A 21007-nucleotide genomic window follows, 5' to 3' on the forward strand; every position below is an offset into this window, starting at 1 on the left:
CACGACCGTATCAGGCGGCCGCGATGCGGTCGACGACCGTCTCCCCGTCGGCGACCAGGTTGTACGCGCCCTCGTCGTCGTTCCAGAGTACGAGAACGTTCTCGAAGGCGAGGAGGTCGCCGTAGCCTGCGTCCCGGAGGGCGTCGTTGAGCGCCGACTCGCGGGTGAGTACCGCGTAGTGGTCGGTGGATTCCGAGCCGTCGCTCACCCGGTAGAGCGGGTTCCGCTCACCCCCGCCGCTCAGGTCGTGACTCAGTTTCAGCGCCACGAGGTCGACGCGCTTGGTGACGTGCCGCTCCGAGTCGGCCAGCTTCGCGTACCGGCCCGGGTCGGGCCGGAACTCGATGGCCCGCGCGCCGTCGGATCGGACCGTCGCGTAGGCGTACTGGACGTCGACGTTGACGAACTCGCCTTCACCGCCGGTCGCCTCGTCGAGCCGCCGCTGGAACGCGGGCACCTGGAGATCGGGCTGGACCGCGAACGTCCAGCCCCGATCGGTCGGTCGCTCGCCGGGCCACAGCCGGAGCGTCGGGGCGTAGGTGTCGTACGGCCCCTCGTCGACGAGCCCCCGCTCGACCTCGCGGAGCCCCGTCGCGGTCTCCAGGTCCGCCGGCGCGAGCAGGAGACAGCTCCCGTCGTCGGCCAGGAACTCGCAGTAGCGCCGGGCGACCCCGACCGGGTCCGCCAGTTCCGAGAGGACGTTTCCGAAGATCAGCAGGTCGTACTCCCCCTCGGGTTCGAACGCCTCGGCCGTCTCGCGGTGGACCAGCGTCCGGAACGAGGGGCGCGACCCATCGAGCATCCGCTCGAACACCTCCGCGGCGGCGCTCGGCTCGACCGCGTGGTACTCCACCAGCGAATCCTCGGGGAGCAGGTCGTGGACGCCGAGCGCCGGCCCGCCGACGCCCGCGCCGACGTCGAGCACCCGGAGCCGCCGGGGGAGCAGTCCGTCGGAAGCGAGATCCGCGAGCGGGTACTGGACGGCCGCGTAGTAGTCCGGAAGGTGATAGATCGCGTAGGCGTGGGCGGTCTCGCGGTCGTACTCGACGGGGCGGTTCCGGTAGTAGTCCTCCTTGATCTCCCGGACGCGCTCGCGGAGGGCGTCACCACTCTCTCCCTCGTACCAGTCCGGGCCGTACGCCTCCGAGAGCAGGTCCTCGAGACGGTTCGCGTGCTCGTCCGGGAACGCCTCGACGCCACGGAACGCGACCGCCGCAGTCCCCTCCTCGACAGGGACGAACGTCCCGTCCGCACGCTCGCGCATCCCCAGGTCGAACGCGGCCTCGCGTAGCACCCCGCGAACGACCGCCGGGTGGGGCTGGCCGGAGACGTACTCGTGGATCTCCTCGGGATCGACCGGGCGCACGTTCCGGAGGTAGCGGGCGTTGTCGAGTATCTCCCGCTCCTGGCCGTCGGTCAGATCCCCCCACCCCCACCCGTCTCGCCTGTCTCGTCTGCGGCCTCGCGGTAGAGCCGCTCGAACGCCTCGTCGTCGGCCTCCGCGATGCGCTGTGCGGCCTCGGCGACGTCCGCCGCCCCCGGGAACGCCCCCTGGATCTCGGCGTAGACCGACGGCTCGTTCCCCGTAACGAGGTCGGCGACGGCCTCCAGCTCCGCCGAGATGGGGGTGTGGAACCGGTCGGGGACGTCCTCGGCCGCGAGCGCGTAGGCGAGGATCGCCGCGTGCGCCCTCGCCTGGACCGTCCGCATCGCCTCGTCGTGCTCCTCGGGCGTGGTCTCGAACAGCTCGTTCCCCCGGTCGGCGAGCACCTCCCTGACGGCCTGGAGCACGGGGCCGTCCGCCCCGAGGACGACCGCGACGTTCCCCGGTTCGTTCGAGGGGGCGAACAGCGGGTGGAGGCTCGCCCGCTCGCGGTCGGCGGCGTGCTCGTCCATCGCCCGGACCGGCCCGGCCATCACCCCCGAGACGTCGAGTACCGCCTCGCTCGCCCGCGGCGCGTGCTCGGCGATGGAGGCCTCGGTAGCGGAGATTGGGACGGCGACACAGACGAGGTCGAACTTCTCTCCGTCGTCGATATCGACCGCGCGAGCGTCGAGGAGTGTCGCTGCCGACTCGGCGGCTGCCGCGTCGCTGTCGGCGAACGCCACGTTCCACCCGGCCGCGCCCGCGAGACACCGACCCAGCCACCGGCCCATCGTCCCCGCGCCGACCACCAGTGTGTCCATCGAGTCCGGGTAGCCGGTCACGGCGCAAAAAGAGACGGGTTCTCCGGACCGGTGCGCCGGCCCCCGGCGGTCCGGTCGATCCGTCGTCCCGCTCCGACCCTCATACGGTCGGTTGTAGTCCTTTACCGGGGATCACCGACCCCGCCGGGCGATCACCGGTACATCGTTACAACCGACCGTATCAGACTACCAGTTCGCGGCCGTAGCTCGTCAGGTTCTCGTAGCCGCCCTCGCGGACGACGACGATGTCCTCGATGCGCACGCCCCCGTGTTCGGGGTCGTAGAGCCCCGGCTCGATCGTGACGACCTGCCCCGCCTCGAGCTCGTTGTCCGCGGTGCTGAGCCGGGGGTACTCGTGGATGTCGAGCCCGACACCGTGCCCGGTCGAGTGGATGAACCCCGTCTCGGTCGACTCGTCGGCACGGAGCGTCGGCCAGCCCGCGTCCTCGTAGACGTCACAGACCGCGTCGTGGACGTCGGATCCCGAGACGCCCGCTTCGAGGACCTCGAACGCCGCGTCCATCGCCTCCTCGGTCAGGTCGTACCACTCCCTCACCGTCTCGCTCGGCTCGCCCACGCAGAACGTCCGCGTCATGTCCGCGAAGTAGCCCGTCTCCTTCGAGTGGGGGAAGATGTCGATTATCACGGGTTCGTCCTCGTAGAGCGGCCCGGAGCCGCGTTCGTGGGGGTCGGCGGCCTGGGCACCGCCGGCGACGATGGTCTCCGCGAGCGCACACTCGTTACGGATGAGCGAGACCTCGATCTCCTGTCTGACGTGCTCGCTCGTCAGCACCTCCCCGTCGTGGTGGAGCACGCCGTCGACGTCCGGTTCGGCGTCACGGAGCAGGCGCTCGGCGGTCGCCATCGCCTTCTCGTTGGCCCGCTGTGACTCGCGCATCCACTCGACCTCCTCGTCGGTCTTGGTCGCGCGGATGCGCCCGATGGTGTCCTCGTAGTCCGGTTCGACGTCGATCCCCTGTTCGCGAAGCCCGTCGGCCGCCCCGAGCGGGAACGCCGTCGGTGTTGCCACCGACTTGACGTCGTATGATTCGAGGAACTCCGCGTAGAGGCGGTGGGTCCCCTCGGTCTCGCCGTGTTCGCGGAGCTTCGCCCTCGCGTCGAAGTCGGCGGTCCGCTCGACGGTCGCCGCGCGGGCCTCCTTCCTCGCCCGGCCGTATTCCAGCCCAGAGACGAGCAGGTGGACCTCCCCGTCGTACAGCGTGAGGAAGTCGTCCGGCGCGTCGAACCCCGAGAGGTACCGCTGGTCGGCCTCGTCCGAGTCGGCGACGACGAGGTAGCCGTCGACCCCGTGCTCGTCGAGGAGCGCATCGAGCTTCGAGAGGTCAGGTTCCATGCGACGGGGTGGGTCTGCGGTCGGTATATGCCTACCGGGTACGGGAACGAGGAGGCGACCGCCGGAAGGGGTTTTGTCCGGCGGCCCCCACTCGGGGGTATGGCCGCCGACCTCGCCGAAAAGACCGACCGGTACGAGCGACTGCTCGCCGAGGCGCTCGACGCTGCGACCGTCGCCGTGCCGTCGGGGACGCCACTCCACGACGCCGCCGGGGAGTTCGAGGAGATGGCCCGGTCGTACCTCGAGGACGGCCGGCACTTCCGCGAGGAGGGCGACCCGGTGAACGCGCTCGCGGCGTTCTCCTACGGTCACGCCTGGCTCGACGCCGGCGCGCGGGTCGGCCTGTTCGACGTCCCCGATGAAGGTCACCTGTTCACGCAGTGACGGCCGGACGAGCGCGGACCGCCGGAGGTATGGCGATCGGCCCTCTCCGATACCCCATGCGCGAGCACGGCTCCGGGGCCGGCGGTCACGAGCCCGATCGAACCGTGGACGTCTTCCGCATCTCCTCGGAGGCGGAGCTCTCGGCCGCCCTCGACATCCGCCGCGAGGTGTTCATCGAAGAGCAGGGCGTCCCGGAGGGACTCGAACTCGACGGCCGGGACGAGGAAGCCACCCACTTCCTCGCGCGCCGAAACGGCGAGCCCGTGGGGACCGCACGGCTCAGGGACTACGGTGACGGGGTCGCGAAGGTCGAGCGGGTCGCCGTCCGCGAGCCCCACCGCGGCGAGGGCTGGGGGGAGCGGCTCATGACGACCGTGGAGTCACGCGCCCGCGAGGCCGGCTACGAGCGGGTGCGGCTCGCCGCGCAGGTCCCCGTCGTCGGGTTCTACGAGCGGCTCGGCTACGAGGTCGTGGGCGAGGAGTTCGAGGACGCGGGCATCCCTCACCGGTCGATGGTGAAGTCGCTCCGATAGCGACACCCGTGCCCTCCGTGATTCTCGGTGGCCGAAGCTGGTCGGGATCCTCTACGCCGACGATCCGGATCGCTCACCGCCGACAGCCTCGCGGTCGGATCGAACTCGGGGATACGGCCGGCGACCGTGGACATGGCTACGCGGGCCGCGACCACGGAACGCTCCGATCCGGCGAGTCACCGTGCCCGCCTCCCGAGGCGTCTTCGAGGGAGTGGCGACCGGGCGTTTCGGGGGTGGCGCATCGGGCGCTGCGCTCGTGAGGAGGGGAGTTCACGCGGGCGGCGTCCCGAACCGCCGTCCCCGCTGAACCAGGGCCGCGACCGATCGTGAAAGGGAGCCTCTCCGGGCCGCGATACGGTAGCAGTCGGCGCTGGCTATTGCCTCTCGGATCGCTCCGCCCCGGTCCGGACCGATCCTCCCACTCGGTCCGGGGATCGCCGGATGTGCGGTCCAGCCGTCCAGGTTCGTCCCGTTCCACGCCGCGACGTCCTCGACGGCGTGCTCCGTCGTGATCGGCACCGGCGTGGGGGATGTCGTCTCCTTTCTCGACGATTCGGCGGGGTCGACGAGAACGACGTAGTCGAGTTCGATCCGTCCCGGAACGACATCGGAGACGAGGGTTCGCGGCACGTCGAGCTCGTCGTCCCACCGTCTGATGCGGTCCGTTCGGGGGGCGGTCGACCGGAGCCACGTCTCCACGGACGGGACGTCGCGCGGGAGGTTCACGTACCGGGGGAACGGACGGATCTCGTCACCGTGACAGACGAGGAGGTCGTCCGCGAGGAGTCGGTACCCCCGCTGCTGGGCCAGCCGGAAGGCGGCCGTGGACTTCCCGCATCCGCTGTCACCGAAGAGGCCGACCCCGACACCGTCGGGTGTCTGGAGCACGGCTCCGAACGCGAGCGTCGCGCCTCGGTGCAGGAGCGCCCGATCGATAGCCGTCAGCAGTAGCTTCGTGAACTCGACCGGCTCGGACGAACTGGTCTTCCCCGTGGGGAGCGAGGTCGGGACCGTCACCCGTATACACCCGTCGGTCCGCTCGGCCACGATCTCCTCCCCGGTTCCGCGACGGATCACGACATCAGGGTCGAGGACCCGGTCCCCTGGCGGGACGTCGAAGAGGAACACCTCGACGTCCGACTCGACGGTGACGAATTCGCCTACAGCGTACGTGTATGTGTTCATGTTCCCTACGGCTACGGTGGTCTCAGCACTCTCCGTTACGTCATCGTACACCACAACACTATCGCCGTCGAACCGACCGCTCCGCGACTACGCCGACTCGCGGCTGCCGGCGCGCCGATACCGGATCCGCCGGTGCCGACGTGTCCGCCGGGGTCCCTGAGTCAGTAGACGCGACGTCCGTCGCGCGAGGCCCGGTGCGCGTGACCGATGCGGTTCCCGGCGGAGTACTCGGTCAGTGTCTCGGTGAAGCGGGCGCCCACGGACTCGTAGCCCGTCGACGTTCGGCCCCGCTCGCGGACGTAGTCCGTCCGGTTCGACCGAGAGAACGGGCTCGCCGTCGGACGCCCCGTCGTAAAGTGGGACGGACACGCCCGTCCGTACCGACGCGGCGGACGAGTAGTCGGAGCGCCGAACGGGTGTCGAGCGTCATCTACACCGGGCCTCCGATCGGGGGCTCGCTAGACGTCGGGAGGTAGAGTCGACAGCAGGGGGGATCGGGCGAGGACGGAATTCGGACGAGGGCAGGACGGGACGCGGACTCAGCCGAGGACGTACCCGAGGACCGGGTACCGCTCGACGAGGGCCTCCCCGCCGACTTCGAGGCGCTCGATGTAGGCGTCGAGGCCGACGATCCGGCCCGCGCCCAGCGCCGCGACGGCGAGGAAGACGACCATGTAGGTCAGGTCGCCGTTGACGAACCCGTGGGCGATGTCCCAGTTCCCGAAGTAGAACAGGGTCATGATGAACGCGCCGAAGAACGCCGCGAGGCGGGTCAGCGCGCCGAACAGGACCCCGAGGCCGATGAGGAGCTGGCCGAACGGGACGGCCACGTTCACGAACTCGACGAACCACGGGGTCGCGGCCATCCACGCGAAGACCCCCTGGAGGGGGTTGCCGTTGGTCGCCGCGACGTTCGCCAGGTAGCCGCCCGCGCTCCAGCCGGCCTCGGTGAGCTTCCCGTACCCCGCGTGGAGGAACGCGTAGCCCATCATGAGCCGCAGCGCGAGGACGAACCAGGCGCTCAGGCTGTGTGCCCGGCCGGTGAAGGTGTGACCGAAGATGCGAGTCTCGAAGGTGTTGGTCTGAGTGGTCATGATCGTCGTACCTCTACACCCCTACATCCGACGGTAGAGCGCATATATACGATATCTGGTTCCCGACCGCCGAGAAGGAGGTGCCTGTGTCGGATTCACCCGTGACACGGAACCGATACGAGATCGTACGGGAGCCGATCCCGTCCCGGGACGCCGAGACGATCCGGGGGTCGGTAAACGCTTATCCGGGCGGAGAGCGCGATTCGAGCACATGCACCACGTACGCTTCGTCGACCCGGCCGGCGACGTCCGCCGCGGGGAGTGGACCGATCCCGACGGCGAGGAGATCACCGTCCACCCGACCCACGGTGCCCGCATCTCGCTGGACGAGGAGACCTACACCGCGAGCGAGGTGGAGATCCTCCCGCCCTGTGAGCCCTCGAAGGTCGTCTGCGTCGGGCGGAACTACGCCGACCACGCCGCCGAACTGGACAACGAGGTCCCCGACCGCCCGCTGCTGTTCCTCAAGCCGCCGTCGGCGGTCGTGGCCCACAACGAGTCGCTGCCGCTGTTGCCCGGCAAGGAGCGCATCGACTACGAGGCCGAGATAGGGATCGTCATCGGCGAGCGGGCGCGGAACGTCCCCGCGGGACGGGCCGGGGAGGTCGTCGCCGGGTTCACCTGCATCAACGACGTCTCGAACCGGGACGACCAGGACGTCGAGACGAACTGGGTCCGCGGGAAGGCGTTCGACGCCTCCTGTCCGCTCGGCCCGGTCATCGCCACCCCCGAGGAGGTCCCCCGGGACGCGCGGGTCTCCTGTCGACTCAACGGCCGGACCGTCCAGGAGGGGACACGCGAACAGCTCGTCTTCGGCCTCGAGGAGCTCATCGAGGAGATCACGGCGTACATGACCCTCCAGCCCGGTGACGTGATCGCCACGGGGACCCCCGAGGGGGTCGGACCGCTCTCTGACGGCGACACCGTCGAGGTGACCGTCGAGGGGGTCGGCACGCTCCGGAACACCGTGGAAATCGAGTAGTCACGGTCGGGTCCCGGTCGAACGACGGCCGCTCCCTGCGCGGTCGAGGGTTGTTCCCAGACGGTGGTCGGTCGTCCTACCTGCGGACGAAGAACACCGCGATACCGAGGACGAGCAGTCCGACGCCCCACCAGAGCGAGTCGCCCGGCAGGAACGCGAGGAGGAGCGTGACGATACCCGAACTGATGAGTGACCACCCGATCGTCGTGCGATAGGTCATACGAAGGCTACGTCGTCCCGACGGTTGGTGGTTCCGCTTGCACACGACACCTCACCGCGTCTCGTCTCCGTGTCGCATCTGGTGATCACCCGACGGAAACGAAACGGACGCTCGGCTCGAATCGCCTCCGCTACGGCATCGGGGTCGCTATCGGAGATTTCGTTTCACGATACCCGCGAGCCATTTAAGCCGGCCCGAATGATACGTCCCGATATCCACGTGGGGGCGTGGGGACGACAATGGAGATTACACGACTGCTCACGGACGACAGAGCTGTCTCGCCGGTTATCGGAGTGATCCTGATGGTCGCGATAACGGTCATACTCGCGGCCGTCATCGGGACGTTCGCGCTCGGACTGGGGACGACGCAGGACACCGCACCACAGTCGACGTGGGAGACGGCGTACACGGACGGTCCGCCGGATACGCTGACGCTCACTCACGCGAGCGGTGACCCGATGGAGGCCACACGGCTGAGCGTGGTTATCAGTGGTTCGACGACGACAGGCGCGAACGGGAAACACCGACTCACAAATGCTCCGTTCAGCATGACAGGTGAAGTGGCAGCCGGGACCGAGGTAGCTGTCGATGACAGTGTCGCTTCTGGGCTCGACCTCTCCGAAGCGACCGTCCGACTCGTCTGGGAGGACGAGGACACGGACGACCAGGCCGACTCCGCCACGCTGGCGACCTGGGAGGGTCCGGACGCCTGATACGGACGGTCGTAACGATTTGCCGGTGATCGCTCGGTGAGGTCGGCGACCACCGGTAGAGGACTACGAGCGCCCGTACGAGCCGGGTCGGCTACGCGACGCCCGCGATCAGTAGCCCCGCTACGACGAGCAGTGCGAGCGAGACGACCGCTCCCGCCCGGTAGAACGGTCGTGCCTCCCGTGCGGGCGTTCGGACCTTCTCCGCACCGAGGCCGTCCCGCATCTTCGACCCGCCGATCTCGACGAGCGCCGCGAGCGTGAACCACAGCGCGATCATGGCGAGGACCAGGTACCCCCGGGTGCTCCCCGTCAGCGACTCGACGGTGTAGCGCGTCCCGGCCATGTGTCCGCCGCTCAGGAACAGGAGGAGCGCGCTCGCACGCGAGATCGTGGTGAGCCGACCCGTGACGGCCGCGAGCGGCCCGGGACGGATGTCCCCCGCGACCCCGGCGGGGAGGACCCCGACGACGAACAGGACGACTCCGCCGGTCCAGAGCGCGGCGAACAGCAGATGCGTCGTGTACATGACCGTATCGACTGGGCTCGCCATGACCGGGGCCGAGAGTGGAGGAAACATCAATCCCGGCGGTCCCGATCGCCGGAGCGCTCATGGGTGCCCGGACAAACCGGCCCGTATGGACGCCGAGGTGGATCTCGTCGAGGTGCTGGCGGGCCGTGGCGTCGTCGCGGCGGTCGGCGCCGGTGGAAAGAAGACGACGGTCCACGCGCTCGCCGCGAGACACGACCGGGCCGTCGTGACGGCCGCCACCAGGATACCGATGTTCGAAGAGCGGGTGGCCGAACTCGTCGTGACCGACGATCCGGTCGGCGCGGTCGAGTCGGCGCTCTCCCGCGAGGCCGCCGGGGAGTCGCCCTGGCCGCTCGGGCTCGTCCCCCGCCGTGCGGACGAGGTGCGGTACGAGGGCTACGACACCGACGTGATCTCGGTGCTCGCGGACGCCGTCGGCGGCGAACTCGACGCGATACTCCTCAAGGCCGACGGGGCACGCAACCGGCTGTTCAAGGCCCCCGGCGGGCACGAACCGCAGATCCCGGATCGAGTCGACACCGTCCTCCCCGTGGCGAGCGCGCGGGTCGTCGGCGAACCGCTCTCCGAGGAGCGCGTCCACCGACCGGAGCGCGTCGGCGAGCTCGCCGACCTGGCCCCGGGCGAGGAGATCCGGCCGATCCACGTCGCCCGTGTGCTCGCCAGCGACCGTGGCGGCCTCAAGCGCGTCCCCGACGACGCGACCGCGATCCCGGTCGTCAACATGTGCGACGACGCGGCGCTGACGGAGGTCGGGCGGGAGGTCGCCGAGGCGGTCCTCAAACGTGCCGACGTCCCCCGGGTCGTCCTGGCGCGGATGGACCACGAACGGGTCGTCGACGTGATCGAGTGAGCCGGCAGGAACGGCCGAACGGAGTCCTATAGATCCTCTACGAGATCTTCGAGGGCGTCGCGGGGGTCCTCGGCCTTCGCCACCCCGGAGGCCAGCAGGACGCCGGCCGCACCGAGGTCCCGGGCGGCGGTGACGTCCTCGCCGGTCGAGATCCCCGCGCCGCAGTAGACCGGCACGTCGGGATCGATCCGCTCCGCGGCCTCGACGGCGTCCCGCACGACGTCAGGGTCGGCGACGCTCACGGGGGTTCCGGTGCCGATGAGTTCGGGAGGCTCGACCGCGACGCCGTCGGGTTCGAGCGCGGTCGCCGCGGCGACCTGTCGGGGGTCGTTCGCACAGACCATCGTCTCCAGCCCGGCGCGCTCGGCCGCCCGGAGGCCACCGTCGATGTCGGCGAGCTTCAGCCGGCGTTCGGAGTGGTTGAGGAGCGTCCCCTCCGCGCCGGCTTCGGCTACTCGCTCGGCGAGCGTGCTCCCGGTGTGGCTACCGTGCTCTACGGGTGAGACGTGCTGTGCCCAGGTCTCGACGCCGGTTTCGGCCACGGCCGAGAGGTCGGCCGCCTGCGGGGCGACGGCGACCCGCACGCCGGAGTCGTCGGCGACGGCGGCCGCCGCCTCCGCGACCACGACCGGGTCACACGGGTACGCCTTCAGGTTGACGAGGACGAACATATCCGGGAACCGGGTCGGGGAGAGAAAAGTCTGTATGTCGGGCGTTCCGGGAGTCGCTACCGGTTACCGGTTCTCCTCGACGTCGACGAAGACGTCCTCGTTCGCCGTGAGCCACGTCGACATCCGTGCGACGCTGGAGAGCCCCTGCGGGAACACCGTCCGTCGGTCCGGGCCGTCGGCGTTGGTGACCAGCCTCGAGACGAGCCGCTCCGCGGGCCCATCGGACGGCGCGACGCCGTCGCCTTCGCCGTCGGTGTCCTGCGTATCGTCGCTGCAGGTGGACATACACGGATTTCGCCCGCCTTCCTTGATAAACTCTGCTAATTGTCACACCCTGCCGTACGTAGTGATAGAAACCGGTGGAGATCCGTCCGCCGGGGTGTGCTGTCGTCAGCGGATCCGGATTTACCCCGTCGATGGGGTGCGCCTCCGGCACGAGCGACACAGCGACGAGGTCCGGGTTCAGTCCTTCCGCTTGACGACGTCGCCGAGCGTCGTCCCACCGGTGGCCGAGCCGCCGCTCCACTCGGCGTCACCCTCCTCGCCACCCGACTCCGAGAGGGTGATGTCGAGTTCGCGCTCGAGCTTGCGCTGGACGCCGTCGCTCGGGAGTACGTCCCCACGTTCGAGCTTCCGGATGAGGCTCGCCTTCTCGTTGAGCTGGCCGGCGAGCTCCTCCTGACTCAGCCCCCGCGACTCGCGGGCGCTCCGGATGCGTTGGTCGTAGTCCTGGGTGAGCTCGTCCATCTGGTCGAACATGTCCCGGCGTCGGCGCGAGCTTCCGGACCCCGACGAGCCCGTACTCGACGACCCGGAGCCCGACGACTCCGACTCCGAGGAGGACGACGAGGACGTCGAGTACTTGGTCGAGCCCGAGGAGCTCGACGTGTCGCGGACCTCCGTCCCGAACTCGGCGCAGTCGGAGCACACCTGGAGCTCCGCGCCCTCGATCTTGACGGTCTTGGGCGCGCCGGTCTCCGTGCCGCACATCTCGCACTGGACCATGGCCGCCCTTTGGCAGGGCCACGCATAAAGGGCACGCCAGCGGTCCCGACCGACCCGGCGACGACACCGTCCGAACGCGGGAATCGGCGGACGTCCTCGTACCACCACGTCACTGATTCCCGACGATCGGGTTCGACGTGACGGGCAGAGCGAGCGAATCCCGCCCCGTAGCTCCGACCTACCGGAACGCCCGCGAAGCGATGCGGGGTGCCCCTGGAACACCGTCGGTCACCCGTCGGTGAGTGTCCAGGAGACGGCGTTCTCACGGGCTCTCGAACGGATGGGCCATCAGGAGTACGGTGACGCTGAACGCGACACCGCCGACCGCGAGGCCGAACAGCGTCCACCGGACGGCGACCCCGAACCCGATCGCGGACTGTGCGAACGCGATCGTCGCCCCGGCGACGATCGGGAAGACCGTCATCCCGAGCGTGATGATCGACTCGCCGACGCTCACCATGCTCCCCCTGACCCGTCCGGGGGACAGCCGCGTCAGCAGGCTCCGGTACAGCGACATGAGCACGCCCGAGCCGCCGCCGAGCAGGACGACGCCCGCGCCGACGACGAGCACCGAGGGCGCGAGGGCGACGGTCGCGAGCCCTCCGCCGAGCAGGACGTTCGCCGCCGCGAGCAGGACGACCTGTCGGTCGAACCACGCGGCGATGCGGCCCGCCTGGCTGGCCGCGACGGCCTTCACGACGTTCATGACGGCGACCAGCAGCCCGGCCTGGGCCGGTGTCCCGCCGAGGAGCCGAGCGACGACGATCGAGATGTACGTCAGGAACCCGATGTACAGGGCCGGCGGGATGCCGTACACGACGAGCAGGCCGAGCACCTGTCGTCGACGGACGGCTTCGAGGAAGGCCTCCCCGTCGCTGTCCGGCGCGTGGTCGGTCCGGTCGGTCGGTCCCCGTCGTCCACTGGGCTCCTCGAGTACCACCACGACGACGCCGGCCATGAGGAACGCGATCCCGTAGAGGAGGAGCGGGTACTGCCAGCCGAACGCGACGAGGAACCCCGCGATGGCGGGGAACACGGTCTGGGTGACGCCCGAACTCGTGAATCGGAACCCCTGTGCGGTCGTCTCGGCCGTGCCCGTGTAGATGTCGCCGATGCTCGTGATGATGACCGGGAGGATGCCGGCACCACCGACCCCCTGGAGGAGTCGAAGCAGGATCGCGACCTCGAAGTCGGTGGTCCCGGCCAGCCCGCACCCGCCGATCCCGAACAGGACGAGCCCGGCGACCAGCACCGGCTTGCGCCCCACCCGGTCCGAGATCACTCCCGCGATCGGGATCAGGAAGATCGACGGTGCGGTGAACGCCGACATCAGGAGCCCGATACGTGCGCTCGACACGCCGAGCGGGTCCGTGAGCGTGCCGAGCAGGGGCGAGAGCAGGGCCGCCCCGAGTGGTGCCGTCAGCCCCGCCAGGAGCAGGGCCTGGAAGTCGTCGTCGTGGAGGATGTCGGCGTCCTTTCCGAACAGCGCTCGGAGCGAGACCACACCTCCGCTCCACGACGATACCCCCTTAATCCCAGGGGATCCCGGCGGGCGGATCCGGACAGGTGGACCGGATCCGTCGATCAGGGACATGGACGGGCCGAGGACGGACCCCCCGCGGGTCGCTCTCATACGGATTGTTGTAACGATTTACCGGCGATCACGGACCCCGTTCGAGTGATCGCCGGTAAAAGACTACAACAATCCGTATCAGTCGAGGTCCCCGTACGCGTGGTAGAACCGCTGGAGCGCCGTCAGGTGTCCCACGAGCGCGAAGAAGACGAGCAGCCACCCGACGAGGGTGAGCCCGCCGAGCGGGTCCCGGAAGACGGCGGCGAGGAGGGTGACGAACACGACGATGACCAGCCGGTCGGCCCGGCCGACGAGCCCGCCGTACACGCGGTCGAGGCCGACCGCCTGGGCCTGTGTCCCGAGGTAGGAGGTCATCAGCACGCCCGTCACGGCCGCGAGGCCGAGCGCGTACCGGCCGACGCCGCCCGCGAGCCCCGCGATGATGACGATGTCCGCGTACCGGTCGAGGACGTGATCGAGCAGGTCGCCGGCGGCCGAGGCGGTCCCCTGTCGCCTGGCGAGCGTCCCGTCGATGGCGTCGAACACCCCGTTCATCCCGACGAGCGCCGCACCCACGAGGTAGAGCGTCGGCCTGCCCGCCCCGAACTCCTCGCCGGCGAACAGGTAGAGCACGCCCGCGAGGACGGACAGGACGAACGCGATGACGCTCACCCCGTTTGCCGTCAGTCCGACCCCCTCGGCCGCGTCGACGACCGGCTCGAACGCCCGATCCGCGACCGACCGGAAGCGGTCGAGGGTCACTCACGACCACCCATCAGCCAGTCCGTGTAGTCGACCGTCCCCGCGCTCGGTTCGCGCTCGCCCGCGATGACCGCCTCGACGTCCCGGGCCACCGCGTCGGGGTCGCGGTCGGTCGTCACCACCTCGTACACCCGCTCCTCGCCGTGGCGCTCGACCGCCTCCGAGAGCACCACGTCGAGCGCCTCGCTCTCCGCGTTCTCGCGAGCCTTCGCCTCGGACTCCCCCCGGTCGGCCAGTCGCCGTTCGAGCTCCGATGGATCGCACCGCAGCACCACCACCCGGTCGGCGTCGAACAGGTGTGCGAGGTGTGACTCGACGAGCAGGTCGCCGTGTTCGGCCTCGTAGTCGTCGAGCCACGCCTCCACTGCACCGAGGTCGGCGACCAGCGAGTCGCGCTCCTCGTCGACCGACTCCGTCAGGTCCTCCTCGCGGATGGCGTCGTTGAGATGCACCGTGTCGAGATCCGTCTCCAGACGGTCAGCGATGGTCGTCTTCCCCGTCCCGGGGGTGCCGGTCAGCGCGACCCTCATCGTCGTTCCCCGGTGACCTCGTTCATGACCTCGACGGCACGCCTGGTCCCCTCGCGGGTCCCGGCGGTGATGCGGACGCAGTCGGGGAGGCCGAAACTCGACGTGTCGCGGACGATGACGCCCCGCTCCTTGCACGCCTCGAATACTGCACCGCCGTCGTCGACGTCGGCGAGGACGAAGTTCCCGCCCGAGGGCCAGGTCGGGGCGTCGAGGTGTTCGTGCATGTACGACCGCGACCACCGGGCGGTCTCGACCGTCCGTTCGAGGTGCTCGTCGTCGTCGAGCGCGGCGATTCCAGCGCGAAGCGCGGGCTTGTTCACCGCGAACGGCGTGTTCACGCGCGCGTAGGCGTCCCCCCACGCCTCGGGCACGAGAATGTACCCCAGCCGGAGCCCGGCGAGCCCGTACACCTTCGAGAACGTCCGGAGGACGGCCACGTCGTCACGCTCGCGCACTAGGTCGACCTTCCCGGGGTCGTCGCTGAACTCGACGTACGCCTCGTCGACCAGCACGAGCGTCTCCCCGTCCGTCGCCTCGGCGAGCGCTTCGACCTCTTCCCCGCTCATCTCGCTCCCGGTCGGGTTGTGCGGGCTCGTCACGTGGACGACGCGCTCGCCGTCGTAGTCCTCCAGTATCCCCTCGGCCGTCTGTGCGAAGTCGTCCTCGCGGGAGAGCGCGTAGGGCGAGACGGTGCCGTGGTGAAAGCGGGCGGACATCGGGTAGTAGGCGAATCCGGGGTCCGGAACCAGCACTCCATCACCCGGTTCGAGCAGCGCGCGGTGGAGGTAGTCGAGCGCGCCGTCACCCCCGCTGGCGAGCCACACCTGCTCGGGCTCGACCCCGTGGCGGTCGGCCAGCCGGGCGATCAGGTCCGCGTGGTCGGCCTTCGGATACGTGTTGACCGAGGGGGCCGCCTCGCGGATCGCCTCGACGGCCCGGGGCGAGGGGCCGAGCGGGTTCTCGTTCGACGACAGCTTGACCAGCTCGCCCGGCTCGAAGCCGAGCTCCCGGGCCACCTCCTCGATCCCCCGCCCGGCCTCGTAGACCGCGTGATCCGAGAGGTCCCGTGGTCGCATACCACGACCGAATGGTGGACCGGTCTTAAGCGTGCTCACACCGGGCCGGTGGCCCCCCCAGTACGTTCCCAACCCTCGCCGGTCCGCCCCCTCCGGTGACCCCGATCCGTCTCGCGGTTCTTCTCGTCCTCCACGTGGCATACATATTTCACTCGCGGGCGAAACGTCAGCACGAACCATGCCCGAGATCCCACCCAGGATACAGCGCCCGTCGTCCGAGGAGATACGCGAGATCGCACGCGAACACCACATGGAGCTCTCGGAGGCGGAGGTGTCGGCCTTCGAGTCGGCCATCGAGGACACGCTGCTGGCCTATGAGCGACTGGACGAACTCCCCGACCCCCGGCGGCCGATCGAGTACACCGACCGCGACACCGGCTACCGGCCGGGCGCGGAGGAGAACCCGCTGAACGCATTCGTCACGAGATGCCGGGTCGAGGGGGCCGACGACGGCCCGCTCGCCGGCGTCGAGGTCGGCCTGAAGGACAACGTCTCGCTCGCGGGCGTCGAGATGACCCTGGGGTCCAAGTTGTTCGAGGGGTACGTCCCGAGTACGGACGCCACGATCGTCACCCGGCTGCTGGACGCCGGCGCGACCATCACCGGGAAGCTCAACATGGAGGACATGGCGTTCTCGGGGAGCGGCGAGCTCTCGGCGACCGGACCGGTGCTGAACCCCCACAGCGAGGATCACATCGCCGGCGGCTCCTCGTCGGGGTCGGCCGCGGCGGTCGTCAACGGTGACGTCGACGTCGCCATCGGCGGCGATCAGGGCGGGTCGATACGCATCCCGGCCGCCTGGAGCGGCGCGGTCGGGCACAAGCCGACCCACTCGCTCGTGCCCTACACGGGTATCGCGGGGCTCGGCCGCTCGTTCGACCACGCCGGCCCCATCTGCACGAGCGTCGAGGACTGTGCGCGCGTCCTCGACGTCATCGCCGGGAAGGACCCGCTCGACCCCCGGCAAGGGGGGGTCCCGACCGAGAACTATGCGGCGTCCCTCGGCGGCGATCCGGACGACGTGCGCGTGGGCGTCCTCGCCGAGGGGTTCGGCCACGAGGCGAGCGAGGCCGGCGTCGACGACGCGGTCCACGGGGCGCTCTCGGCGTTCGAGGACGCTGGCGCGGAGGTGACCGAGGTGTCGGTTCCGATGCACGCGGACGGGCTGGCGATCTGGACCGCGGTCGCCAACGAGGCGACCGCGGCGACCGTCGACGCGGAGGGGCTCGGGCACTTCGGGAAGGGGTTCTACGACACCGGATTCGCCGACTACTTCGGGAAGGCCAGGCGCTCTCACGCCGACGACTACCCCATCACGCTGAAGCTGACACTCGTGCTCGGGCAGTACCTCTCCAACTCGTACCGGGGTCACTACTACGCCAAGGGCCAGAACCTGGCCCGCGAACTCGCCGAGCGCTACGACGAGGCGCTCGCGGACGTGGACGTGCTGGCGATGCCGACGACGCCACAGACAGCCCACCGTCGCCGCGACGACCTGACGGCCGAGGAGGTCATCGACCGCGCGCTGAGCATGCTGCCGAACACCTCGCCGTTCGACGTCACCGGCCACCCCGCGATGTCGGTCCCCTGCGGGACGAGTGACGACCTCCCCGTCGGGCTGATGCTGGTCGGCGAGCGGTTCGACGACGCGACGGTGCTCCGGACGGCCGAGGCGTTCGAGCGGAGCCGCGACCGGGAGGCGACCTGACACCGACGGGCCACGTTCGATCGCGCTCCGCACCTCCTCCACCTGTTCCTCCTGCTCGCGAGTAGAGGCCCCCCGTTCGTGGTCTTCTTCACCGTCGGCGCGCTCGCGACGGCCGCGTACAACCTCCTCCTGCTCGTCGAGCAGTTCGCGGTACAGCGGGTCGTCTGAGGGCCCTCAGACGCCCGGCCACGGCGCGTCCGAACGGTCGAGGAACGCCGCCTCGACGCGCTCGACCGCCGTCGCGAGCGCCGCCGAATCGAGTCGTCCGTCGTGTGCGTCGTCGATACGCGACCGGAGCGCGTAGGCGTACCTCCCCCGGCCGGCGTGGGCGACGAGGCCGGCCTCGCGGAGCTCCCTGTTGCGGCCGTACGCCCGCATCCGGTCGCCGTCGCCGCCCGCGGCGACCTGCGCGTCGACCGGCGAGGCCGGCCCCTCGGCGCGGTAGTACGCCAGCATCCCTCGCGCCACGGGATCCAGTGAGTCGATCGTCTCCCGTATCTCGCCGACGACCGGTCGTTCGAACTCCGGATCGTCGCGCTCGGCGAACGAGGCCGCCGGGTCCCCGGACCGGCCGGGTTCGTCGGGGGCTCTCCCTTCGATCCCCGGTTCGGACTCGCCGCCGCCGCCTCCTTCCGTGCCGATCGTGTCGGGAGCGTTCCTCCCCTTCTGCCCCTTCTGCCCCTTCTGGGTCCCGGCGGTCGTCCCGTCGTCATCGTCCTCGTCGGTCGCTTCGTCCTCCGACTCGTCCCCGGAGGTCGGGTCGGTGTCCGTCTCCCCGTGGACGATGATGTCGTCGTCCTCGTCCGTCGCTTCCTCCTCGTCGGGATCCGCGTTCGGAGCCGACTCCTCGCCGTCGGGAACCGCTTCGTCCCCTGCGTTCGCCGCTCCGGACCGCGCTCCGTCGGTCTCGCCCGGGACGATGATATCCCCGCCGGTACCGGGTCCGTCGGTGTCCGGTTCGTCGTCACCCGAGCCGGCGTCGCCGCCCTCGTCACGCTCCGACGGTGCCTCCTCCGTTTCGGAGCCGTCCGTCGTCTCGCCCGGAACGATGATCTCGTCGCCGCCGTCGCCTTCCTCGAACGACCCGTCCCACTCCTCGGGTCCCGCGTCTGCCTCGCCCTCGTCGCCGGCGACGAGCATATCCGCACCGCCGTCGGCCTCCGCCTCGGCCGCCGCGTCGTCCCCCGTGCCCGAGGTCACCGTTCCCAGGGCCGCCCCCTCGGATGCTTTCCCCGACGACTCGTCGACGACGGCGTCGACCTCGGTCGACTCGCGCGCCGAGAGGAGGTCGTCGCCCTCGGGCCAGGGCTCGTACGCTGGCTCGAACGCCGGCTCGTCGCCGCCGGTCATCGACCCGTCGGCCTCCGGTCGCGGGCGAGCGTGCTCGTCCGGCGGCGTCTCGTCTCCATCCTCATCATCCTCTACCGCCTCCTCGGGGTCGCTCGACGCCGTTCTGTCCCTCTCCTCGTCACCGGGGAGGTCGACGGCGTCCCAGGAGGTGCCGGCGTCGTCCGTGGCCTCCCCCCCTTCGGCGGCCGGGGGATGCCCTTCCCGGGGCGCTGCCCGCGAGCTCTCCTCCAGGCTCGCCTGGTAGCCCGTGACGTCCTCGCGGAACGGTCGCCCGGTGGCGTGGGCCATCATCGCCCGGGAGAACTGCTCGGCCATCTGGCTCAGATCGCGGGCCTCCTCCAGCTCCGATTCGAGCTCCTCGATGCGGAGTTCCTTGTCCTTCAGCTCGCGTTCCAGTTCCTTCACCCGAGACTGGCGGGCCTGCTGGTCCTCGGTGATGCGTTCGAGGTCCGAGACGAGGTCGTCGCTGACGGACTTGAGCTCCGGGCGCTCGAAGTCGTCCAGCCCGGGGGTCGCGCCGGCGTCGAACGTCCGCTTTCGCTGGAACTGGACCTGCCGCACCCCCTCGTCCCAGTCGGTCATCAGGTAGCCCTCGCCGTCGTTGAGCTCCTCGACGCCGTCGGCGTAGTCGCTCCCGAGGATCCGGCTCACCACCTTCGTGTCGTTCTGCCAGGTGAGCCGGTGCCAGACGAGCCAGTCACACTGCGTGATGAAGTCCTTCTTCACGTCCGCCGGGCGCTGGGAGATGCCGCACATCCCGAGGCCGTGCTTGCGCCCCCGCTTTGCCACCTTGATCAGCATCCGCCCGCACTCGTCGAGGCCACCCCCCTCGGGGAGGTACTCGTGGACCTCCTCGACGACGAGCAGGAACGGCCGCTTGAGCTTCTTCTCCTTGGCGAAGAGGTGCCGGGCGACCTCGGTGAGCAGCTCGTTGGCCTTCGACTCGTCGAGGAACGACGAAACGTCGAGGATGATCGGGACGTGCTTCTCGAGGGCGAGCTGGGCGATCTTCTCCGCGTGCTGTGGCCCGACCTGGATGTCGCACTCCTCGTCGGCCCCGACGTGGAGGATCTCGTACTCCTCCTTCAGCCCGTAGTACTCCCCGTCGATGTCGACGATCAGGAGGCCGTACCCGCCATCGAGCAGTTTCTCGGCGACGACGCTCGCGGTGTTCGACTTCCCCGACCCCGACTTCCCGGTGACGAACCCCCGGCCCGTCAGTAGCTCCACGACCGGGAGGTCGACCGCGCCCTCCCCGCCGGCCGAGACGGCCCCGACCGTGATCCGCTCGTCCTCGCTCATGGTGGAGAGAGGACCGCGCCGCACCGTAAACCTCCGTCAGACGTGCGTCAGCGACTCCGCGGATCCCGCCGGGGTAGTGAGTGGTACCTCTCGGGCGACCTCGCGCACAGGGACGAGGACGGCTACTCCTGGTTCGAGGGCCGGGCCGACGACGTCACCAGAACGCGAAGCGTTCCGGCCGGCTCACGAGAGCTCCGCTCTCGTGAACGTCATCTTCTCCTCCGGGTATCGGATCGACCCCTTCGAGGTCGAGTCCTCGCTGGGCGAGCACCCAGCCGTCGCGGAGGCCGCGATCGTCCCCAAGCGCCACCGCGAGCGCGGGAACGTCGTCAAGGCCTACGTCGTCCTCAGCGGGGGCCACGAGCCGAGCGAGGCGCTGAAGGAGGAGATGAGAGAGCACGTCCGGAACGAACTCTCCGCCCACGAGTACCCCCGCGAGATCGAGGTCGTCGAGGATCTCCCCAGGACGGTGACGGGGAAGATCCGCCGGACCGAACTCCGCGACCGGGCGGCGGACCCCACCGCCGAGGGGGGTGCGGACTGACGCGGATGTGCCCCGGTCACTCCCCGGGCTCCTCGACCGCCCGGATGAGCCAGTGGTCCTCGTCCTGCCGTTCGAGGACGGCGGGCTCGCGGAGCTTTGCGATGTAGCCCGTCGGCTGTCTGGTCGTCTCGTGGCGCGCCCGGATCCGGACGAGGTTGCCGATCACCTGTGCGGACGGCGGCTTCTGTGCGGCCCCGCAGTCGTAGACGGTGATGAACTCGTTTCCGTCGGCCGTCTCGTGGACGATGACGTGCGCGTGGGGCGCGAGCCGCCACGTCCCCTCCTCGACGGCCGGGAGCCTGTTCACGACCACCCTTCCCGTCCGATACGTAGGTACGTTTCGGGTACCGACGTGCATCGTCAGGACCCCACGGCAGCCCGGATTCGGGCTCATAGGGGTTATCGTAGTTACTCGTACCTTCCCGTCCCGGGCC

The 21007-nt window shown here is 69.9% G+C and carries 21 protein-coding genes and 2 pseudogenes; 7 read left to right on the forward strand and 16 right to left on the reverse strand.

Annotated elements, in window-relative coordinates; all coding sequences use genetic code 11:
- Nucleotides 1–10: 10 nt before the first annotated feature.
- The 3 genes from WDJ58_RS13155 to WDJ58_RS13165 form a co-directional block, all read right to left on the reverse strand.
- Nucleotides 11–1420, reverse strand: a complete 1410-nt coding sequence (locus WDJ58_RS13155) for a small ribosomal subunit Rsm22 family protein (RefSeq protein WP_380661615.1) — start codon at nucleotides 1418–1420, stop codon at nucleotides 11–13.
- Nucleotides 1417–2187 (reverse strand): prephenate dehydrogenase/arogenate dehydrogenase family protein, encoded by a 771-nt coding sequence (locus WDJ58_RS13160; RefSeq protein WP_338913730.1) that lies wholly within the window; start codon nucleotides 2185–2187, stop codon nucleotides 1417–1419. Before WDJ58_RS13160 ends, WDJ58_RS13155 begins: the two co-directional genes overlap by 4 nt.
- A 181-nt stretch (nucleotides 2188–2368) precedes the next feature.
- Nucleotides 2369–3541: a M24 family metallopeptidase gene (locus tag WDJ58_RS13165; RefSeq protein WP_338913731.1), complete on the reverse strand. Its 1173-nt coding sequence runs from the start codon at nucleotides 3539–3541 to the stop codon at nucleotides 2369–2371.
- Nucleotides 3542–3640: 99 nt separating this feature from the next.
- On the opposite strand from WDJ58_RS13165, the gene WDJ58_RS13170 reads away from it, so the two are divergent.
- On the forward strand, nucleotides 3641–3925 hold the full coding sequence (locus WDJ58_RS13170) for a DUF357 domain-containing protein (protein ID WP_338913732.1): 285 nt from the start codon (nucleotides 3641–3643) through the stop codon (nucleotides 3923–3925).
- A 29-nt stretch (nucleotides 3926–3954) separates the two neighbouring features.
- On the forward strand, nucleotides 3955–4458 hold the full coding sequence (locus WDJ58_RS13175; protein ID WP_338913733.1) for a GNAT family N-acetyltransferase: 504 nt from the start codon (nucleotides 3955–3957) through the stop codon (nucleotides 4456–4458).
- 270 nt (nucleotides 4459–4728) lie between these two features.
- On the opposite strand, the gene WDJ58_RS13180 is transcribed toward WDJ58_RS13175, so the two are convergent.
- Nucleotides 4729–5643: a hypothetical protein gene (locus WDJ58_RS13180; RefSeq protein ID WP_338913734.1), complete on the reverse strand. Its 915-nt coding sequence runs from the start codon at nucleotides 5641–5643 to the stop codon at nucleotides 4729–4731.
- Between the two features lie 539 nt (nucleotides 5644–6182).
- Nucleotides 6183–6737, reverse strand: coding sequence for a DoxX family protein (locus WDJ58_RS13185; protein ID WP_338913735.1), 555 nt, complete (start codon nucleotides 6735–6737; stop codon nucleotides 6183–6185).
- A gap of 211 nt (nucleotides 6738–6948) precedes the next feature.
- On the opposite strand from WDJ58_RS13185, the gene WDJ58_RS13190 reads away from it, so the two are divergent.
- Nucleotides 6949–7719 carry a fumarylacetoacetate hydrolase family protein gene (locus tag WDJ58_RS13190; RefSeq protein ID WP_338913736.1) on the forward strand — a complete coding sequence of 257 codons (771 nt, stop codon included), beginning with the start codon at nucleotides 6949–6951 and terminating at the stop codon, nucleotides 7717–7719.
- Nucleotides 7720–7795: 76 nt separating this feature from the next.
- Here WDJ58_RS13190 and WDJ58_RS13195 read toward each other — a convergent pair whose 3' ends face one another.
- Entirely contained in the window at nucleotides 7796–7939 is a 144-nt protein-coding gene (locus tag WDJ58_RS13195; RefSeq protein ID WP_338913737.1) for a hypothetical protein, read from the reverse strand.
- Between the two features lie 239 nt (nucleotides 7940–8178).
- Between WDJ58_RS13195 and WDJ58_RS13200 the strand changes: the two genes are divergently transcribed.
- Nucleotides 8179–8652, forward strand: a complete 474-nt coding sequence (locus WDJ58_RS13200) for a type IV pilin N-terminal domain-containing protein (protein WP_338913738.1) — start codon at nucleotides 8179–8181, stop codon at nucleotides 8650–8652.
- Between the two features lie 91 nt (nucleotides 8653–8743).
- On the opposite strand, the gene WDJ58_RS13205 is transcribed toward WDJ58_RS13200, so the two are convergent.
- A complete protein-coding gene (locus WDJ58_RS13205; protein WP_338913739.1) occupies nucleotides 8744–9202 on the reverse strand; it encodes a CopD family protein in 459 nt (152 codons plus the stop codon).
- Between the two features lie 85 nt (nucleotides 9203–9287).
- Between WDJ58_RS13205 and yqeC the strand changes: the two genes are divergently transcribed.
- Nucleotides 9288–10052: a selenium cofactor biosynthesis protein YqeC gene (gene yqeC, locus WDJ58_RS13210; protein ID WP_338913740.1), complete on the forward strand. Its 765-nt coding sequence runs from the start codon at nucleotides 9288–9290 to the stop codon at nucleotides 10050–10052.
- Between the two features lie 26 nt (nucleotides 10053–10078).
- Here yqeC and tpiA read toward each other — a convergent pair whose 3' ends face one another.
- From tpiA to hisC, 7 genes are all read right to left on the reverse strand, one after another.
- Nucleotides 10079–10723, reverse strand: coding sequence for a triose-phosphate isomerase (gene tpiA / locus WDJ58_RS13215; protein WP_338913741.1), 645 nt, complete (start codon nucleotides 10721–10723; stop codon nucleotides 10079–10081).
- A gap of 63 nt (nucleotides 10724–10786) precedes the next feature.
- Entirely contained in the window at nucleotides 10787–11008 is a 222-nt protein-coding gene (locus tag WDJ58_RS13220) for a DUF7511 domain-containing protein (RefSeq protein WP_338913742.1), read from the reverse strand.
- 177 nt (nucleotides 11009–11185) lie between these two features.
- The gene (locus tag WDJ58_RS13225; RefSeq protein ID WP_338913743.1) at nucleotides 11186–11728 is read right to left on the reverse strand and encodes a multiprotein bridging factor aMBF1; all 543 of its coding nucleotides are present in this window, start codon (nucleotides 11726–11728) and stop codon (nucleotides 11186–11188) included.
- A 262-nt stretch (nucleotides 11729–11990) separates the two neighbouring features.
- Nucleotides 11991–13232 carry an MFS transporter gene (locus WDJ58_RS13230; protein ID WP_338913744.1) on the reverse strand — a complete coding sequence of 414 codons (1242 nt, stop codon included), beginning with the start codon at nucleotides 13230–13232 and terminating at the stop codon, nucleotides 11991–11993.
- 207 nt (nucleotides 13233–13439) lie between these two features.
- Nucleotides 13440–14063 carry a CDP-alcohol phosphatidyltransferase family protein gene (locus WDJ58_RS13235; protein ID WP_338913745.1) on the reverse strand — a complete coding sequence of 208 codons (624 nt, stop codon included), beginning with the start codon at nucleotides 14061–14063 and terminating at the stop codon, nucleotides 13440–13442.
- Nucleotides 14060–14593: an adenylate kinase family protein gene (locus WDJ58_RS13240; RefSeq protein WP_338913746.1), complete on the reverse strand. Its 534-nt coding sequence runs from the start codon at nucleotides 14591–14593 to the stop codon at nucleotides 14060–14062. Before WDJ58_RS13240 ends, WDJ58_RS13235 begins: the two co-directional genes overlap by 4 nt.
- Nucleotides 14590–15669, reverse strand: coding sequence for a histidinol-phosphate transaminase (gene hisC / locus WDJ58_RS13245; protein ID WP_338913747.1), 1080 nt, complete (start codon nucleotides 15667–15669; stop codon nucleotides 14590–14592). Before hisC ends, WDJ58_RS13240 begins: the two co-directional genes overlap by 4 nt.
- Before the next feature lie 178 nt (nucleotides 15670–15847).
- Here hisC and WDJ58_RS13250 point away from each other — a divergent pair, with 178 nt between their 5' ends.
- Nucleotides 15848–17377 carry an amidase gene (locus tag WDJ58_RS13250; protein ID WP_338913748.1) on the forward strand — a complete coding sequence of 510 codons (1530 nt, stop codon included), beginning with the start codon at nucleotides 15848–15850 and terminating at the stop codon, nucleotides 17375–17377.
- A 1158-nt stretch (nucleotides 17378–18535) separates the two neighbouring features.
- Here the strand turns inward: WDJ58_RS13250 and WDJ58_RS13255 are convergent.
- Nucleotides 18536–20029: pseudogene (locus tag WDJ58_RS13255) on the reverse strand (helicase HerA domain-containing protein); the annotation flags it as partial.
- Nucleotides 20030–20107: 78 nt separating this feature from the next.
- On the opposite strand from WDJ58_RS13255, the pseudogene WDJ58_RS13260 reads away from it, so the two are divergent.
- Nucleotides 20108–20573: pseudogene (locus tag WDJ58_RS13260) on the forward strand (AMP-binding enzyme); the annotation flags it as partial.
- A gap of 16 nt (nucleotides 20574–20589) precedes the next feature.
- Here the strand turns inward: WDJ58_RS13260 and WDJ58_RS13265 are convergent.
- The gene (locus WDJ58_RS13265) at nucleotides 20590–20880 is read right to left on the reverse strand and encodes a hypothetical protein (protein ID WP_338913749.1); all 291 of its coding nucleotides are present in this window, start codon (nucleotides 20878–20880) and stop codon (nucleotides 20590–20592) included.
- Nucleotides 20881–21007 lie beyond the last annotated feature (127 nt).

Source organism: Salinirubellus litoreus, from assembly GCF_037335815.1.
Taxonomy (GTDB): Archaea; Halobacteriota; Halobacteria; order Halobacteriales; family Haloarculaceae; genus Salinirubellus; species Salinirubellus litoreus.